Here is a 16,142-nt window from a genome sequence, read left to right as displayed (position 1 = left end):
CGACCATCGAAGGAGATGCGATGCCGCGACGCCGCCGGCTGGAGACCGGAACACCGTGGGTGGAGCTGCGCACCACCGCCGCCGACTGGAAGGCGGCCGACCCGGCGTTGCTGGCGACGATGCTCGGTCAGCTGCATCTGATCCGCGCCTTCGAGGAGTCCGTCCTCGACCTCGCTGCGCAGGGCCTCGTCCACGGCCCGGCGCATTCGAGCATCGGCCAGGAGGGCGGGGCGGTCGGATCCATCGTGACGCTGCGGTCATCCGACGCGGTCAACGGGTCGCACCGCGGCCACCACCAGTTCCTGGCCAAGGCCATCGCGCACGTCTCCGACGGCGGCCTGTCGCTGGACACCCTGGTCACCCCCGACCTGCGGGCTGTTCTGCAGCGCACGCTCGCTGAGATCCTCGGTCTTGCACAGGGGTTCTCGGGGGGCCGTGGGGGATCGATGCACCTCCAGTGGCTGGAAGCCGGAGCCCTCGGCACCAACGCGATCGTCGGGGGTGGGGCGCCGCTGGCCGCCGGCAACGCGTGGGCGCAGAAGCACGCGGGCACCACCGACGTCAGCATCACCTACTTCGGCGACGGCGCCAGTCAGATCGGCTCGGTGCTGGAGTCGATGAACCTCGCCGCCACCTGGCGGCTGCCGGTGATGTCCTTCATCGAGAACAACCTCTACGCGGTGTCGACCCACGCCAGCGAAGCCTCGGCCGACCCGCGGTTCTCGATCCGGGCTCAGGGGTTCAGCATCCCTGCCTGGCGCGTGGACGGGATGGATCCGCTGGCCGTCCACCTCGCCACCCAGGAAGCCCTCGAGGGGATGCGAGCGGGAGAGGGTCCCGCGGTGATCGAGGCCGAGGTCTACCGGTTCTTCCACCAGAACGGGCCCTATCCCGGCAGCGCCTTCGGCTACCGCACGAAGCAGGAGGAGGCCGAGTGGCGCGCGCGTGATCCCCTGGAGAAGACCGCCCGCGAGCTCGCCGCGCTGGGGATCGCCTCCCCGGACGAGATCGCAGGAGTGCGCGAGCAGGCCGTCAGCGCGATGGCCGATGCGGTCTCTGCGCTGATCGAGGACGATCCCGACAACGCCGGTCGCTCCCGCATCCGTCCCGAGCTGTGGCCCGACCCGGCCCACGTCGATCGCGGCATCCGCGGCGACGAGAGCGAGCTCGCCCGTCTCGCCCCCGCCGAGCCCGCGGCGCACACCGGGGCCTGGCGGGACGTGAAGTTCGTCGATGCCGTCGCCGAGACGATCAATCGGCGGATGTCGCAGGACCCGCGCATCATCGTGCTCGGCGAGGACGTCCATCGGCTGGGCGGCGGGACCAACGGCGCCACCAAGGGCCTCGCGAAGGCGTTCGGTCCCGACCGGGTCATCGGCACCCCCATCAGTGAGAACGGCTTCTTCGGTCTGGCCGGCGGCATCGCGCTCGACGGCCGGTTCCGCCCGGTCGTGGAGTTCATGTACCCCGACTTCATGTGGGTCGCCGCCGACCAGGTCTTCAACCAGGTCGGGAAGGCGCGTCACATGTTCGGCGACAACAATCGTGTTCCGCTGGTGCTGCGCACGAAGGTCGCGATGGGCTCGGGGTACGGCTCGCAGCACCTGATGGACCCGGCGGGGATCTTCGCCACGAGCGTCGGCTGGCGGATCGTCGCCGCCTCCACCGCCGCCGACTACGTCGGGCTCATGAACGCCGCGCTCGCGCTCGAGGATCCCGTGCTCGTCATCGAACATGTCGACCTCTACGGCACCGCGGACCGCGTTCCCGAGGGCGACCTCGATTACGTGATCCCTCCACGCAGCGCCGCGATCCGTCGCGCGGGCGAGGAGGTGACCGTGCTGACCTACCTGTCGATGGTCGGTCACAGTCTCGAGGCGGTGACACAGACCGGGATCGATGCGGAGGTCATCGACCTGCGGTGGCTCGACCGGGCGTCGCTGGACTGGGACACCGTCGGCGACAGCATCCGCAAGACCAACAACGTCCTCATCGTCGAGCAGGGGTCGCAGGGACCGTCGTACGGCGCGTGGCTCTCCGACGAGATCCAGCGTCGCTTCTTCGACTGGCTCGACCAGCCCGTGCAGCGGGTGACCGGGGGAGAGGCGAGCCCCAGCATCTCCAAGGTGCTCGAGCGTGCCGCGATCGCGCGCACCGAGGAAGTGGTGCGCGGGCTGGAACGCGTCCGGGCCGAATGGGGAGGCCGCTGATGGCCGCCGTCGTGCGGATGCCCGCGCTCGCGGCGGGCGCGACCGAGGCCGCGATTCAGAGCTGGCTCGTCGCCGTGGGCGACGAGGTGTCGGCGGGACAGCCGATCGTCGAGATCGAGACCGAGAAGGCCGTCGTCGAATACGAAGCCGAGGAGGCGGGAGTCCTCGCCCGGATCCTCGTCGACGAAGGGTCCTCCGCCGACGTCGGCTCTCCCATCGCGGTGCTCGCCGCGGTGGGGGAAGACCTCGCCGTCGCAGGGCGGAGCGTGCCCGCCGGCCAGCCCGAGGAGACACCCGTCACGACCGGCGCAGCCGCGGGGACGGAGACCTCTGAGGACGGCAACCTCCTCCCGCCGCCTGCTGTCGCCGAGCTCGAGCCCTCGTCGGCCGCTGAGCCCTCGTCGGATCCTGGGCCCCCGCGCCGCCTCTTCGCCTCCCCGCTGGTGCGGCGCCTGGCCGCCGAGCGCGGCCTCGACCTGTCGTCCGTGGTCGGCACCGGTCCGAACGGGCGGATCGTCCGCCGCGACCTCGACGAGCAATCCCCTCCCGCAGCCCAGGCCCCCTCGACGCCGGCCGCTCCTGATGTGCGTGCACCCGCGGCTCCCCCCACCGCCGCGCGCGCGGAGGAATCCCCCGCGGTCGACGTCGAGGTGATCCCGCATTCCGGAATGCGCCGCGCGATCGCCCGCCGACTGACCGAGAGCACGTCGACCGTGCCGCACTTCTTCCTGCGGGCCCGCATCCGGGTCGATGAGCTCCTCGCCCTCCGCGCCAGGATCAACGAAGGGAGGGCGACGCGGATCTCGGTCAACGACTTCGTGATCAAGGCTGCCGCGGCAGCCCTCCTCGAGGTGCCCGAGGCGAATGCGATCTGGACCGAGCAGGCGATGCACCGCTTCTCCCACGCCGACATCGCCGTGGCGGTCTCCGTTCCCGGAGGCCTCGTCACCCCCGTCATCCGCGGAGTGGATCGGATGTCGCTGGGCGAGGTGAGCGCCGCGATCGCGGATCGCGTGGAGCGTGCCCGGGCGGGGAGACTGAAGCAGGAGGAACTCGAGGGCGGCAGCTTCTCGGTGTCGAATCTCGGCATGTACGGCACGGAGGAATTCGCCGCCATCATCAATCCGCCGCATTCCGGCATCCTCGCGATCGGGGCGGCGCATCCCTCCCCGGTCGTGGTCGACGGCGAGCTCGTGGTCGGGACCGTCATGACGGTGACGTTGTCGGCCGATCACCGGGTGCTCGACGGCGCGCTGGCCGCACAGTGGCTGGCAGCGTTCGTGGCGAAGATGGAGAATCCGCTCAGCATCCTCGTGTGACGCCGGCGCCGGGGCGATCGTCGGCTTGAATGATCCGAGGACCAGGAAAGGATCACCATGGCTCGCATCGCCGTCATCGGAGGAACCGGCTACGCCGGAGGTCACATCGCCGCAGAGGCCGCCTCACGGGGCCACACCGTCGTCTCCGTCGCCCGCTCGGTGCCGAGCGAGCGGTTGGATCACGTCACCTACGTCGAGGGGACGATCCTGGATGTGCCCGGCCTCGTCGCCGAACTGCAGGGGGTGGATGTCGTCGTCATCAGCGTCCCCGCCCGCGGAGAGATGGCGGGCAAGGTGCGCCCCGCCGTCGCCGAGCTCGTGCGCGAGCTGCCCGCCTCGGTGCGCATTGGCGTGATCGGCGGAGCCGGGGGGAGCCTGGTGTCGCCGGGTGGGCCCCGCGTCGTCGACACGCCGGGGTTCACCGAGGAGTACAAGCCCGAAGCGCTCGAGGCGATCGGTGTGCTCGAAGACCTGCAGGCCGACGCGGTCGGTCGCGACTGGTTCTACGTCCACCCGGCGGGCGGCTTCGGGGCATGGAACCCGGGGGAGCGGACCGGCGACTACCGCGACGGCGGCGACGTGCTCGTCACCGACGCCGACGGGGAGTCCTTCATCTCCGGACCCGACCTCGGCGTGGCCGTCGTCGATGAGATCGAGCAGCCGAGGCACCACCGCGAGCGGTTCACCGTGGGGTACTGAGGCCGGTCTCAGACGAGGTCGCGCCAGTCGACCTCTTCCTCATCTCCGTCAGCGAGGGCGAGTTCGCCGGTGATGACGGGAATCCCCGTCGTCTCGGTGGGAGGGCCCATCACGGTCGCCTCGTCACGCCGATGGCGTAGGACGTCGTCGACGTAACTGGTCAGCACCTCGGCGAGGGGGACGGAGCGCCCGCGCTCCTGAGACATGTACCAGCGATGTTCGAGCACCTGGTGGAAGACCTCGGCGGGCTCGAGTTTGGCTCGATACTCGAACGGAATGGCCTTCACCACGGGCTCGAACACCCGGGTCAACCACTCGTGGGCGACCATCTCCTCATCGGCTCCCAGCCGAGACACCCGCGCGCGGTACTCGTCGAGGTCGTTCAGAAGCCGGCGCGCCTGGTTCTCCTCGACGTCCAGGCCCGTCAGACGCAGGAGTCGTCGCTGGTGGTGCCCGGCGTCGACGACCTTCGGCTGGATCGAGACGCGGGTGCCGTCGCGCGTGGTGTCGATCGACATCTCGCCGATGTCGAAGCCGAGGTCGTTGAGGCGATGCACCCGTTCGGTGATGTGCCAGATCTCATCCGAGCGGAATGTCTCGGTGTCCGTCAGGGCTCCCCAGAGGGAGTGGTAGGACTCCATGATGCCGTCGGCGATGGCGATCGCGTCCACGCCGCCCTCCAGCCGTCCTCCGGCCTCGAGGTCCATGATCTCGCCGGCGATGTTCGTCCGGGCGACATCGAGGTCGTGCGCCCGCTGCCCCGCCGTCAGCCCGCTCTCGTGCAGTTCGCCGGTCTCGGCGTCGACGAGATAGGCGGCGAATGCTCCGGCGTCTCGGCGGAAGAGGGTGTTCGAGAGCGAGACATCGCCCCAGAAGAAGCCGACGTTGTGGAGGCGCACGAGCAGGAGCGCCAGGGCGTCGACCAGGCGGGTGGCGGTGTCGGGACGGAGAACCTGGGTGAACAGGGCGCGGTAGGGGAGCGAGAAGCGCAGGTGCGAGGTGACGAGTGCGGCCGGCAACGGCTCGCCCGCGGCATCCGTTCTGCCGGCGATCACCGCGACGCGCTCCACGCACGGGGCGTCGAGCCGGTGCAGGTTGCCCAGCATGTCGTACTCGCGGCGGGCCATCTCCTCCGTGGTCTCCTTGATGGCCACGACCCGGCCCGAGAGGGTGGCGAAGCGCACCAGGTGGCGTGAGATGCCCTTGGGGAGGAAGACGATGTGGTTCGACGGCCAGTCGGCCAGCGGTGTCGACCAGGGGAGTGTCAGCAGCCCCGGGTCCACTGCGCTGGCGGTGATGCTCAGGGAATCGACCATGTTTCCTCCCGGGGACATGCCGCGGCGCGGGGGGCTCAGTGAACCCGCCCGCGCCGCGTCGTGGTGTGTCAGGAGCCGGAGATGACGGGGGCGTCGTTGAGGCGCTCGCCTGTCTCCATGTCGAACGCGTGCACGTGGCCTGCGGTCGCGGCGAGGGTGACGGTGTCGCCGGCCATCGGGTGACGGCGTCCGTCGACGCGGGCGACGATGTCGGTCCGCTTGCCGTTGATGTCGGTGTGGCCGTACAGGTAGCCGTCCGCACCGAGCTCTTCGACGAGGTCGACCGTGACCGACAGGCCCTTGCCGTCGGCGGGGCCGACGACGATGTCCTCGGGGCGGACACCGACGGTGACCTCCGAGCCGTGGGCGCGGCCGACGGTGTCGCGGTCGAGCGGCACGATCTCCGAACCGAAGTGCACGCCACCCTCGGCGAGCGAGGACGGGAACAGGTTCATCGCGGGCGAGCCGATGAAGCCGGCCACGAAGACGTTGTTCGGGCGCTCGTACAGATCACGCGGGGTGCCGACCTGCTGGAGCAGGCCGTCCTTGAGCACCGCGATGCGGTCGCCCATCGTCAGGGCCTCGGTCTGGTCGTGGGTGACGTAGACCGTGGTGACGCCGAGGCGACGCTGAAGCGACGCGATCTGGGTGCGGGTCTGCACACGGAGCTTGGCGTCGAGGTTCGACAGCGGCTCGTCCATGAGGAACACCTGGGGCTGGCGGACGATGGCGCGGCCCATCGCGACGCGCTGACGCTGACCACCCGACAGTGCCTTCGGCTTGCGCGTGAGGTACTGCTCGAGGTCGAGGAGCTTCGCAGCCTCGAGAACGCGCTGGGCGCGCTCTTCCTTGCCGACGCCGGCGATCTTCAGCGCGAAGCCCATGTTCTCGGCGACGGTCATGTGCGGGTAGAGCGCGTAGTTCTGGAACACCATCGCGATGTCGCGGTCCTTCGGCGGCACATCGGTGACGTCGCGGTCACCGATGAGGATGCGGCCGGAGTTGACCTCTTCGAGGCCGGCCAGCATGCGCAGCGACGTGGACTTGCCGCAGCCGGAGGGTCCGACGAGGACCAGGAACTCGCCGTCGCCCACCTCGAGGTTGAGCTTGTCGACGGCGGGGCGGGTGCCGCCCGGGTAGAGACGGGTTGCGTTGTCGAACGTGACGGACGCCATTGTTTTCTTCTCCTTCACCGGCAGGTACGTGCCGGACGATCCGTTGTGAATGGAGCGGTATGACCGCAGACGCCCTCCATCGGGCGACTTCCCTCAGTATGTCACGCGTGCGCGCGAGCGGGAACGACGGCGACGCGGCCGCCGGAAGGGGCGTCCGTCTGGGCTTTTCCCAGCCTGCCTGATTAGCATCGTCCCCGGCCCGCCTCGCCCGCGCCCCGCCCTGTTGCCCATCGGCAGCTCCACTCGTCCGAGAGGTTTCATGTCCCACGACCAGTCACCGAACGTTCCGGCCCCTCGCGAACGCCGGAATGCGGTGCGCGAGAAGGCCCAGCAGGTGCAGGCGCGTCAGTCGCGTCTGCGTTGGCTGCGTCGCGGGAGTCTGACGCTGCTGGCCGTGGGCGTCGTGACGGTCGCCGCGGTGATGGTGACCTGGGCGGTCGGGTCGTCGATGTCGCGCCCCGAGCTGCGGCCTCAGAACGTCACTGACGACGGCTTCGCCGTGACGTCGGTCTCGGGTGTGGCAGCCCCCGAGGTCGCGTCGGCCCCGGATGACGCTGCCGCGAGCGCGACCGTCGAGGCGACGCCCGAGACCACCCCCACGCCCACGCCGACGCCGACCGAAGCGGCGGTCGTCGACATCCGGGTCTACGTCGACTACCTCTCGACCGGTTCGCGGGAGTTCCAGCTCGCGAACGTCCAGCAGCTGAGGACCTGGGTCTCGCAGGGCGCGGCGGATCTGACCTACCACCCGGTGGCGATGCTCACGGCCAAGTCCAACGGCACCAAGTACTCCCTTCGTGCGGCGGCGGCCGCCGCCTGCGTGGCGACCCACTCGCCCGAGGACTTCTTCGCCTTCAACGACGCCCTGCTGCGCGAGCAGCCCGAGGTCGACACCGACGGCTTCACCGACAGCCAACTCGCCGATCTGGCGCAGGCGGCCGGTGCGGAGTCGCCGCGCCTCGTGCGCTCGTGCATCGAGGAGGAGTCGTTCCTGGGCTGGGCTCGGGATGCGACCGAGCGGGCGCTGAACGGGATCCCCGAGACCGACGGCGTCACGCTGACGGGTACTCCGATGGTGCTCGTGAACGGCGTGCCCTACGTCGGCGCCCTGGACGACCCGCAGGAGTTCTCCCAGTTCGTGCTGACCATCGGCAGCGACGCGTATTACCGGACGGCGACGCCGAGCCCGACCGAGACGCCCTCTCCGACCACGACCGACTGACGGGGTCGCCGCCGCCACCGCTCCGTGGCTCGCATCCCTCGATAGGATGGGATGCCTTGCCGGCTTGGCGCAATTGGTAGCGCACCTAACTTGTAATTAGGGGGTTACGGGTTCGAGTCCCGTAGCCGGCTCCACAGCCCGTTCACCCCGTACGTCGTCTCGAATGCGGCGCGACCCGTCGAAATACGCGGCCTCCCGCAGATCTGGGCCGCGTTTTCTGACCGCTCGCGTGCGGCGCGCGGCGGGCGGCGCGCCGGGCGCGGCTCGCGAGGCGCGAGTCGTCGAAAAACGCGGCCTGCCGCTGATCGGGCCCGCGTTTTCTGACCGCTCGCGTGCGGCACGCGGCGTGCGGCGGACGGCGCGCGGCGCGCGGCGCGCGGGTCGGGGATGGGGGGCGGGGCGGGGATGCTCGCGCGGCGCGAGTCGCCAGAAAACGTGGCCTCACGCTGATCCGGGCCGCGTTTCTTGACGGGTCGCGACGAGCGGGCGTGGTGAACGGGGCGCGACCGTGCGCGCCGCGCTACTCCGGCGGCGCGAAGCGCAGCGACACCGTCGTGGCGCCGCCCTCGCGGAAGAAGGCGACCTCGGCGGTGATGGCGGTGTCCGCATCCGATCCCGGCCCGATCTCGACCTCGAACACGTCGCCCGATCCCGTGGAGTTGAACTCCAGCAGGCGCTCGTCCAGCCCCTCGAACTGCGAGGCGTCCCAGCCGAACTCCGCCGCCCGCGCTCGCAGCCCGTCGATCGCGCCGCGCCACGAGCCCGCCCCGTCGATTCCGACGGTGATCGCCGCAAGACGATCATCCGCCGCCGTCGCTGTGGCGGTCACGACGTCTTCGACGACGTGCACCTCGTCTCCGGCGGCGATGAGCGCCCGGACCGGCCGGCGGAACTCGGCATCCTTGGTCTCGTTGGCGCGAAGCCCGAGATCGGATGCCGGCAGGGCACCCTCGCCGACGCGGACGCGCAGCACACCTTCGACGTTGACGTAGTCGAACCCGGCGTCGGTGAGCATGCTCCCGCCGTCGGCGGCCTTTTGATCCGCCGAGGCCTCGGGCTCCTCCTCGGCCCACCACGACGCCTGCACCGTGAACGTCCCGACGACGATGGCGCCGATGATCAGCACGAGAAGCGTCGCGGGCAGCCAGCTGAGCAGCGTTCGGGTTCGACGGGTGACAGGCACACTTCAGCGTACGTCGGTGTGTCGCATCCCGTCCCGCACCCGGACGGCCCCGGCTCTGACTGCATGATGGAGGGATGCCCGCCCCGCGTCTTCCGCTCAGCCTCGCCGTTGCGGGCGCCGTCCTCGTCGGCGTGCTGACCGCGCTGCAGGCGCGGGTGAACGGTCAGCTGGGCGTGAGCGTCGGCGACGGGGTGGTCGCCGCGGTCATATCGTTCGCGTCGGGCCTTCTCATCGTGGCCGTCGTCTGCGCGGTCACGCCCGGCGGCCGCCGGGGCGTCGCCGCGCTCCGACGGGGCATCAGAGAACGCTCGATCCCGTGGTGGATGCTCCTCGGCGGGGCGGCGGGGGCGCTGACCGTCGCGACGCAAGGGCTGGCCGTCGGCATCATCGGGGTCTCTCTGTTCACCGTGGGTGTCGTCGCCGGTCAGGCGGTGTCGGGCCTCATCCTCGATCGCACCGGCTACGGACCCGCCGGGGCTGTCGCGGTCACCGTTCCCCGGCTCCTCGGGGCCGTCCTCGCCGTGGCCGCTGTCGCCTTCGCGCTCAGCGGTGACACGCTCGCCGCCGTGCCGTTGTGGATGCTCGTTCTTCCGCTCCTCACCGGGGCCGGCATCGCCTGGCAGCAGGCGACCAACGGTCGTCTCCGAGCGCGGGTCGGCTCGCCCCTGACGGCGACCCTGGTGAACTTCATCGGGGGCACGGCGATCCTCGCGGTGGGGGCGGGGATCAGTGTCGCTCTCTCCGGTGCGCCCACGCAGTTCCCCACGAACCCGCTGCTCTACCTCGGCGGTGCGATCGGTGTGGTGTACATCGTCCTGTCCGCGGCCATCGTGGGGTCCACCGGCGTACTGCTGCTGGGGCTCGGCGCCGTCGTCGGACAGCTCGCGACATCCGTCCTCATCGATGCGTTGTGGCCGGCGATCGGCAGTCCCGGCATGCTCCAGGCGATCGTCATGATCACGCTCGCCCTGATGTCGGTGATCGTCGTGAGCCTGCCGTGGCGTCGGATGCTGCGGCGTTAGGGCACACGCCGACTCGGTGTCAGCGCGGGTCGCGCGTGTCCGCCGGCATGCGCGAGAGGAAGCGGTCGGCCTCGATCGGCGTGCGCCGGCCCGGACGGGCGTCGCTCGGCTTCCCGCCGACGTAGAGCCACCCGAGCAGCTCCTCGTTCTTCTTCAGCCCGTGAGCCTTGGCCACCGCTTTGCTGCGCGTGTAGTGGCCGGTGCGCCAGATCACACCCCAGCCCGCATCGTCGAGCAGCAGGCTCAGCATGTGCGCCACGCCGGAGGCGACGGCCTCCTGCTCCCACCGCGGCACTTTCCCGCTCTTGCGGTAGCTCGCGACGACGGCGATGAGGAGGGGCGCACGCTGGGGCTTCGTGGATGCGCCCTTGTGCCCTTCGGCCTTGTTCATCGCCCGGCCGAGTCGCTCGCGGTCATCGCCGCGCAGTTCGATCAACCGCCAGGGGTGCAGCGATGAATGATCGGCCACCCTCCCGGCTGCGGCGACGAGTCGCGCCAGCTCCTCGTGGGTCGGCGCGTCGGCCGTCACCCGCGACCACGAGCGTCGCCCGGCGACGGCCTCGTACACCGCCTCGCTCATCGCGCTCACGCGGGCGATTCGGGCGTGAAGTCCAGAGCGAGCGAGTTCATGCAGTAGCGGTCGCCGGTCGGAGTGCCGAAGCCGTCGGGGAAGACGTGGCCGAGATGCGACCCGCAGGCGGCGCAGCGCACCTCGGTGCGCACCATCCCATGGCTGTTGTCCTCGATGAGCTCGACGGCTTCGGGGCGGATCGACTCGTAGAAGCTCGGCCACCCGCAGTGGGAGTCGAACTTCGTGCCGCTCTTGAACAGTTCGGCCCCGCAGGCGGCGCAGGCGTACAGACCCGCGCGTTCCTCGTCGAGCAGCTCCCCGGTCCAGGGGCGCTCGGTCGCCGACTCGCGCAGAACCGCGTACTGCTCGGGGCTGAGCTCGGCCCGCCACTGCTCGTCGGACTTGTCCACCGTGTAAGACATGGAACCTCCTGCATCCATTCAACCGCAGACCCGCCGCCCTGGGCGCGCGGTCCGCCACCCGCGGACACGCGGCGACACATCGGGGATGCCGCCGACGCTCGACCGCGGCACGATGGGACGATGCCCGACTCCGCTGCCGTCCGTGACGTCGCCGAGCGGTACCGCCGGTTCGCCGAGACCGAAGCGCCGGGACGCTCGAGGCTGTACGAGGCCTGGGCCGCCGGGGTGTCAGACGACCCGGCGGTGCAGCGGATTCTGGCGGAGATCCCCGCGACCCGCCGTCAGCCGCCGCTCGTGTTCGCCGTCACCCGCCTCCTCGGTGCGCCGGAGGGCGACTACCGCGCGTGGGCGGCGTGGACGCAGCGGCACGCCGGGGCCGTGGTCGAGGCATGCGCGGCCCGGTCGCTGCAGACCAACGAGCCTCTTCGCTGCGCGGCGCTCCTTCCCGCGCTGTCGGCGATCACGGGACCGATCGCCCTGCTCGAGATCGGTGCGAGTGCTGGCCTGTGTCTGTATCCCGACCGGTACTCCTACCGCTACGCCGACGGGCCCGCGCTCGACCCTGTCGACGGGCCCTCGCCCGTCGTCCTCGACAGCGCGCTCCGGGGACCCGAGGCTGAACGCCTCGCCGAGACCCTGACGCTGCCGGAGGTCGCCTGGCGAGGAGGTGTCGATCTCGCACCTCTGGATGCCGCGGACGCGGCCGACCGGGCGTTCCTCGCCGCCCTGGTCTGGCCGGGCGAGACCGGACGACGCGAGCGCCTCCTCGCCGCGCTCGATGTCGCGGCGGCGGATCCGCCGCGGATGTGGCGGGGTGACGCCTCGGAGCCGGGCGTCGTGGCGCGGGCCGCCGCCTCCGCTCCGGCGGACGCCACCCTCGTGATCACCACGCCCGGCGTCTTCCCGCACATCCCGCGCGAGGGCCGGGCGCGCCTTCGGGCGGAGATCGACACCCTCCGCGCCACGGCAGGGGCCCGTTGGGTCAGCCTCACCCCCGCGGGCATGGCCGATCAGTGGCATCCGCCGTTGGATCCGGGCCGATGGTCGGGGTTCGTCCTCGCACGCGATGGGATCCCGTGCGCCGAGGTCGACCCGCTCGGCGCATTCGTGGAGTGGCGCGCCGGGGAGACCACGACCCGGAGTTAGCGTGGGCGGGTGCCTTTGAGCGACAGAGACCGGCTGATCCTCGACTTCGAGGCGCTCTGGACCCGGCACGGGAGCGCGAAGGAGGAGGCCATCCGCCTCCGCCTCGGCATGTCTCCGGGGCGCTACTACCAGCTGCTGACCCGCCTCATCGACACCACGGAGGCGCAGGAGTACGACCCCATGCTGGTCAAGCGCCTCCGCCGCATCCGCGACGCGCGCCTGCGCGCGCGGGTCATCCGCACCGCCGCCACCGGGCGCTGAGGGCCCCGACGCGGCATCCCGGCTCCCGTGTGCGGGTGATGCTGTTCCGCCGGACGCCGTCCAGCTGACGCTTAGGTTGCCCCTTGCCGCTTCGGTAGCATCTTCTGGTGCCGAAAAGGACCTATCCGCGGGATCGCTTCGATGACCTCCCCGCGGACGGCGGACGTGTCGGCGCCCACCGTGCGGAGAACCCCCGGATGCGTCCGGGAGTGGTGCTGCTCTGGGCGAGCCTGGCCACCATCGTGCTCATCGTCGTGGGCATCTTCGGCACCCTGCTGACGTCGGGGCGCATCCAGCTCGCTCCCGACGCCGAGCCCACGGCGTCACCGCAGCCCACGGTCGAGCCGGTGATCGACACCTCCTACTCGGTGCAGGTGCTCAACGCCACGCCGGAACAGGGGCTGGCGACCCAGGTGAAGGATGAGATCGTCGCGGCCGGATGGTCCGCCGACGCCGTCTCGGCCAGCGGCGCCGGGACGACCGACTTCGCGGAGACCACGGTCTACTACGCATTCCCCGGTGACCAGGCGGCCGCTGCGGGTCTCGCCGACCTCGTGCTCGGGGGCGCGCGCATCGAGCAGACCGACGTCTACCAGCTCGCGGACGACCCGAACACCCCGGAGGACGAGGGTCAGGCGCTGCAGCTGACCGTCGTCATCGGGCTGGACCGCACGACCGACGCGCCCGACGACGAGGCGCCGGCTCCCTGAGCCGAAGCGATGTGTTTCGCCCGCGTAAATGTTTGACAGCGGGCATGTCAACAATCGCGTGAGAGCTCATTCCGGCCTGTCGGCGGTCCCTAGCATGGGCCCTGTCCCGCCGCAGTACAGGAGAGTTCGCCATGACACAGGGCACCGTCAAGTGGTTCAACGCCGAGAAGGGTTACGGTTTCATCACCGCCGGTGACGGTCAGGATGTCTTCGTCCACTACTCGAACATCGACATGACCGGGTTCCGGGTTCTCGAGGAGGGTCAGACGGTCGAGTTCACCGTCGGCTCGGGACAGAAGGGCCCGCAGGCCGAATCGGTCCGCGTCGTTTGAGAAGCGGATGACGCGGGTCGCCCGTCGCGCGCCGACCCCGCCGCACGCCGCGTGTGCCGTGGCTTGCACTCACCCATGCCGAGTGCCAGAATGGATTAGCACTCGTGATTGTTGAGTGCTAAGTCCGAAAGCCTACGTCCGGGAGGGACGACACACACATGGCAAAGATCATCGCTTTCGATGAGGAGGCCCGCCGCGGTCTCGAGCGCGGCCTGAACATCCTGGCCGACGCCGTCAAGGTGACCCTGGGTCCCCGCGGTCGCAACGTCGTGCTGGAGAAGAAGTGGGGCGCCCCCACGATCACCAACGACGGTGTCTCGATCGCCAAGGAGATCGAGCTGGACGACCCCTACGAGAAGATCGGCGCCGAGCTGGTCAAGGAGGTCGCGAAGAAGACCGACGACGTGGCCGGTGACGGCACGACCACCGCGACCGTCCTCGCCCAGGCACTCGTTCGCGAGGGTCTGCGCAACGTCGCGGCCGGCGCCGACCCCATCTCGCTCAAGAAGGGCATCGAGAAGGCCGTCAAGGCCGTGACCGACCAGCTGCTGGCCGACGCCAAGGAGGTCGAGTCCAAGGAGCAGATCGCCGCCACCGCGTCGATCTCCGCCGCCGACTCCACCATCGGCGACCTGATCGCCGAGGCGATCGACAAGGTCGGCAAGGAGGGCGTGGTCACCGTCGAGGAGTCGCAGACGTTCGGCACCGAGCTCGAGCTCACCGAGGGCATGCGCTTCGACAAGGGCTTCATCAACCCCTACTTCGTCACCGACCCCGAGCGCCAGGAAGCGGTCTTCGAAGACCCCTACATCCTGATCGCCAACCAGAAGATCTCCAACATCAAGGACCTTCTGCCCGTCGTCGACAAGGTGATCCAGGACGGCAAGGAGCTCGTCATCATCGCCGAGGACGTCGAGGGCGAGGCGCTGGCGACCCTGGTGCTGAACAAGATCCGCGGCATCTTCAAGTCGGCCGCCGTCAAGGCGCCCGGCTTCGGCGACCGTCGCAAGGCGCAGCTGCAGGACATCGCGATCCTGACCGGCGGCCAGGTCATCACCGAGGAGGTCGGTCTCAAGCTCGAGAACGCCACCCTCGACCTGCTCGGCCGTGCGCGCAAGGTCATCATCACCAAGGACGAGACCACCATCGTCGAGGGTGCCGGTGACGCCGCGCAGATCGAGGGTCGCGTGACCCAGATCCGTCGCGAGATCGACAACACCGACAGCGACTACGACCGCGAGAAGCTCCAGGAGCGCCTCGCCAAGCTCGCCGGCGGCGTGGCCGTCATCAAGGCGGGTGCGGCCACCGAGGTCGAGCTGAAGGAGCGCAAGCACCGCATCGAGGACGCCGTCCGCAACGCGAAGGCCGCCGTCGAGGAGGGCATCGTCCCCGGTGGTGGTGTCGCGCTGATCCAGGCCGGCAAGATCGCCTTCGAGGCTCTCGAGCTCACGGGTGACGAGGCCACCGGTGCGAACATCGTCAAGGTCGCCATCGAGGCTCCGCTGAAGCAGATCGCCCTCAACGCCGGTCTCGAGCCCGGTGTCGTGGCCAACAAGGTCGCTGAGCTGCCGGTCGGTCACGGCCTGAACGCCGCGACCGGCGAGTACGGTGACCTGTTCGCGCAGGGCATCATCGACCCGGCCAAGGTCACCCGCTCGGCGCTGCAGAACGCCGCGTCGATCGCCGGTCTGTTCCTCACCACCGAGGCCGTCGTCGCCGACAAGCCCGAGAAGGCTGCTGCGGCGCCCGCCGACCCCACGGGTGGCATGGACTTCTGATCGCAGCCCCGCACGCAGAAGCGCCCCTCCTCCGGGAGGGGCGCTTCTGCGTGTGACCGGAGCATTCCGGTCCTCATCCCGGATGCCGACGGCTACCATCTGCGGCATGGCCTTCGACGGACTGGACTCCGACGCCCAGCGCTTCTACGACGACCTCGCCGCCGACAACACCCGCGAATGGTGGATCGCGAACAAGGCGCGCTACGACGCGGTCGTGCGCGGTCCGTTCGAGGCGCTCGCCGCCGAGCTCGAGCCGGAGTTCGGTCAGCTCAAGATCTTCCGGCCGAACCGCGATGTGCGGTTCAGCGCCGACAAGTCGCCCTACAAGCTGCACATCGGAATGGTCTCGCTCACGCCGGTCGCGTACTACCTGCAGCTCTCGGCGACGGGACTTCTCCTCGGCGGCGGTTCGTACGACGTTCCGCCGGCCGCGCTCGCGCGCTTCCGTGAGCTCGTCGACGACGATCGTCGTGGCCCCGAGGTGGAGGGTCTCCTCTCGGCGCTTGCCGAGGACGACCTCGTGCCGATGAGCGAGGACGCGTTGCGAACCGCGCCGAGGGGATACTCCATCGATCACCCCCGCGTCGGTCTGCTGCGGCTCAAGCACCTCGCCGTCGGCCGTACCGAGCCGCTCGCGGACTGGATGTGGGGACCCGAGGTGTTCGACATCGTCAGCGACGCGTGGCGCGGCGTGGGGATGTGGAACGGGTGGATCGCGCAGAACCTGGGGGATCTGCTGATGCGCCCTGACCGCGAGCGGCCCCGTCGGCGCTGAC

16 protein-coding genes and 1 tRNA gene are annotated in these 16,142 nt (G+C 70.2%); 12 read left to right on the top strand and 5 right to left on the bottom strand.

From position 1 onward, the window contains the following. The first annotated feature begins 20 nt into the window (after positions 1 to 20). Genes FBY40_RS13500 through FBY40_RS13490 form a run of 3 tightly spaced genes read left to right on the top strand, consistent with a single transcriptional unit; the run spans position 21 to position 4,228 of the window. Complete coding sequence (locus FBY40_RS13500; protein WP_141939318.1) at positions 21 to 2,210, top strand: alpha-ketoacid dehydrogenase subunit alpha/beta; 2,190 nt, start codon at positions 21 to 23, stop codon at positions 2,208 to 2,210. Further along, on the top strand, positions 2,210 to 3,529 hold the full coding sequence (locus FBY40_RS13495; protein ID WP_141939317.1) for a dihydrolipoamide acetyltransferase family protein: 1,320 nt from the start codon (positions 2,210 to 2,212) through the stop codon (positions 3,527 to 3,529). Before FBY40_RS13500 ends, FBY40_RS13495 begins: the two co-directional genes overlap by 1 nt. Before the next feature lie 57 nt (positions 3,530 to 3,586). Further along, positions 3,587 to 4,228: an NAD(P)-dependent oxidoreductase gene (locus tag FBY40_RS13490; protein ID WP_141939316.1), complete on the top strand. Its 642-nt coding sequence runs from the start codon at positions 3,587 to 3,589 to the stop codon at positions 4,226 to 4,228. An 8-nt stretch (positions 4,229 to 4,236) separates the two neighbouring features. Here FBY40_RS13490 and FBY40_RS13485 read toward each other — a convergent pair whose 3' ends face one another. After that, complete coding sequence (locus FBY40_RS13485) at positions 4,237 to 5,544, bottom strand: DUF4032 domain-containing protein (protein ID WP_141939315.1); 1,308 nt, start codon at positions 5,542 to 5,544, stop codon at positions 4,237 to 4,239. 68 nt (positions 5,545 to 5,612) lie between these two features. Further along, on the bottom strand, positions 5,613 to 6,719 hold the full coding sequence (locus tag FBY40_RS13480) for an ABC transporter ATP-binding protein (protein WP_141939314.1): 1,107 nt from the start codon (positions 6,717 to 6,719) through the stop codon (positions 5,613 to 5,615). Positions 6,720 to 6,978: 259 nt separating this feature from the next. On the opposite strand from FBY40_RS13480, the gene FBY40_RS13475 reads away from it, so the two are divergent. After that, positions 6,979 to 7,941, top strand: coding sequence for a DsbA family protein (locus FBY40_RS13475; protein WP_141939313.1), 963 nt, complete (start codon positions 6,979 to 6,981; stop codon positions 7,939 to 7,941). 58 nt (positions 7,942 to 7,999) lie between these two features. Further along, positions 8,000 to 8,075 (top strand) — tRNA-Thr (locus tag FBY40_RS13470). A 386-nt stretch (positions 8,076 to 8,461) separates the two neighbouring features. On the opposite strand, the gene FBY40_RS13465 is transcribed toward FBY40_RS13470, so the two are convergent. Beyond that, positions 8,462 to 9,124, bottom strand: a complete 663-nt coding sequence (locus FBY40_RS13465; RefSeq protein WP_141939312.1) for a hypothetical protein — start codon at positions 9,122 to 9,124, stop codon at positions 8,462 to 8,464. Positions 9,125 to 9,198: 74 nt separating this feature from the next. On the opposite strand from FBY40_RS13465, the gene FBY40_RS13460 reads away from it, so the two are divergent. Next, entirely contained in the window at positions 9,199 to 10,146 is a 948-nt protein-coding gene (locus FBY40_RS13460) for a DMT family transporter (protein ID WP_141939311.1), read from the top strand. A 19-nt stretch (positions 10,147 to 10,165) separates the two neighbouring features. On the opposite strand, the gene FBY40_RS13455 is transcribed toward FBY40_RS13460, so the two are convergent. Beyond that, complete coding sequence (locus FBY40_RS13455; RefSeq protein ID WP_141940196.1) at positions 10,166 to 10,726, bottom strand: nitroreductase family protein; 561 nt, start codon at positions 10,724 to 10,726, stop codon at positions 10,166 to 10,168. A gap of 5 nt (positions 10,727 to 10,731) precedes the next feature. Then, positions 10,732 to 11,139 (bottom strand): peptide-methionine (R)-S-oxide reductase MsrB, encoded by a 408-nt coding sequence (gene msrB, locus FBY40_RS13450; protein WP_141939310.1) that lies wholly within the window; start codon positions 11,137 to 11,139, stop codon positions 10,732 to 10,734. Positions 11,140 to 11,259: 120 nt separating this feature from the next. Between msrB and FBY40_RS13445 the strand changes: the two genes are divergently transcribed. The 6 genes from FBY40_RS13445 to FBY40_RS13420 all read left to right on the top strand — a co-directional run bounded on the left by FBY40_RS13445 (position 11,260) and on the right by FBY40_RS13420 (position 16,141). Next, positions 11,260 to 12,285, top strand: a complete 1,026-nt coding sequence (locus FBY40_RS13445) for a DUF2332 family protein (RefSeq protein WP_141939309.1) — start codon at positions 11,260 to 11,262, stop codon at positions 12,283 to 12,285. Between the two features lie 9 nt (positions 12,286 to 12,294). Then, entirely contained in the window at positions 12,295 to 12,546 is a 252-nt protein-coding gene (locus FBY40_RS13440; protein ID WP_141939308.1) for a DUF3263 domain-containing protein, read from the top strand. A 107-nt stretch (positions 12,547 to 12,653) separates the two neighbouring features. Then, the gene (locus FBY40_RS13435) at positions 12,654 to 13,256 is read left to right on the top strand and encodes a LytR C-terminal domain-containing protein (RefSeq protein ID WP_141939307.1); all 603 of its coding nucleotides are present in this window, start codon (positions 12,654 to 12,656) and stop codon (positions 13,254 to 13,256) included. A 131-nt stretch (positions 13,257 to 13,387) separates the two neighbouring features. Further along, positions 13,388 to 13,588, top strand: coding sequence for a cold-shock protein (locus FBY40_RS13430; RefSeq protein WP_124293776.1), 201 nt, complete (start codon positions 13,388 to 13,390; stop codon positions 13,586 to 13,588). 158 nt (positions 13,589 to 13,746) lie between these two features. Next, positions 13,747 to 15,366: a chaperonin GroEL gene (groL, locus tag FBY40_RS13425; RefSeq protein ID WP_141939306.1), complete on the top strand. Its 1,620-nt coding sequence runs from the start codon at positions 13,747 to 13,749 to the stop codon at positions 15,364 to 15,366. Between the two features lie 106 nt (positions 15,367 to 15,472). Next, a complete protein-coding gene (locus tag FBY40_RS13420) occupies positions 15,473 to 16,141 on the top strand; it encodes a DUF2461 domain-containing protein (protein WP_160141399.1) in 669 nt (222 codons plus the stop codon). The last annotated feature ends 1 nt before the right edge of the window (position 16,142 follow it).

Origin of the sequence: Microbacterium sp. SLBN-154, from assembly GCF_006715565.1 — a bacterium.
Taxonomy (GTDB): domain Bacteria; phylum Actinomycetota; class Actinomycetes; order Actinomycetales; family Microbacteriaceae; genus Microbacterium.
Note: the sequence above shows the minus strand (reverse complement) of the source record. Positions and strands in the feature narration are given on the sequence as shown.

Coding starts and splice junctions, on each gene's coding strand:
- FBY40_RS13430 (WP_124293776.1), top strand. CDS start 13,388: ATGACACAGGGCACCGTCAAGTGGTTCAACGCCGAGAAGGGTTACGGT.
- FBY40_RS13485 (WP_141939315.1), bottom strand. CDS start 5,544: ATGGTCGATTCCCTGAGCATCACCGCCAGCGCAGTGGACCCGGGGCTG.
- FBY40_RS13495 (WP_141939317.1), top strand. CDS start 2,210: ATGGCCGCCGTCGTGCGGATGCCCGCGCTCGCGGCGGGCGCGACCGAG.
- FBY40_RS13420 (WP_160141399.1), top strand. CDS start 15,473: ATGGCCTTCGACGGACTGGACTCCGACGCCCAGCGCTTCTACGACGAC.
- FBY40_RS13445 (WP_141939309.1), top strand. CDS start 11,260: ATGCCCGACTCCGCTGCCGTCCGTGACGTCGCCGAGCGGTACCGCCGG.
- FBY40_RS13475 (WP_141939313.1), top strand. CDS start 6,979: ATGTCCCACGACCAGTCACCGAACGTTCCGGCCCCTCGCGAACGCCGG.
- FBY40_RS13480 (WP_141939314.1), bottom strand. CDS start 6,719: ATGGCGTCCGTCACGTTCGACAACGCAACCCGTCTCTACCCGGGCGGC.
- FBY40_RS13490 (WP_141939316.1), top strand. CDS start 3,587: ATGGCTCGCATCGCCGTCATCGGAGGAACCGGCTACGCCGGAGGTCAC.
- FBY40_RS13500 (WP_141939318.1), top strand. CDS start 21: ATGCCGCGACGCCGCCGGCTGGAGACCGGAACACCGTGGGTGGAGCTG.
- FBY40_RS13455 (WP_141940196.1), bottom strand. CDS start 10,726: ATGAGCGAGGCGGTGTACGAGGCCGTCGCCGGGCGACGCTCGTGGTCG.
- groL (WP_141939306.1), top strand. CDS start 13,747: ATGGCAAAGATCATCGCTTTCGATGAGGAGGCCCGCCGCGGTCTCGAG.
- msrB (WP_141939310.1), bottom strand. CDS start 11,139: ATGTCTTACACGGTGGACAAGTCCGACGAGCAGTGGCGGGCCGAGCTC.
- FBY40_RS13460 (WP_141939311.1), top strand. CDS start 9,199: ATGCCCGCCCCGCGTCTTCCGCTCAGCCTCGCCGTTGCGGGCGCCGTC.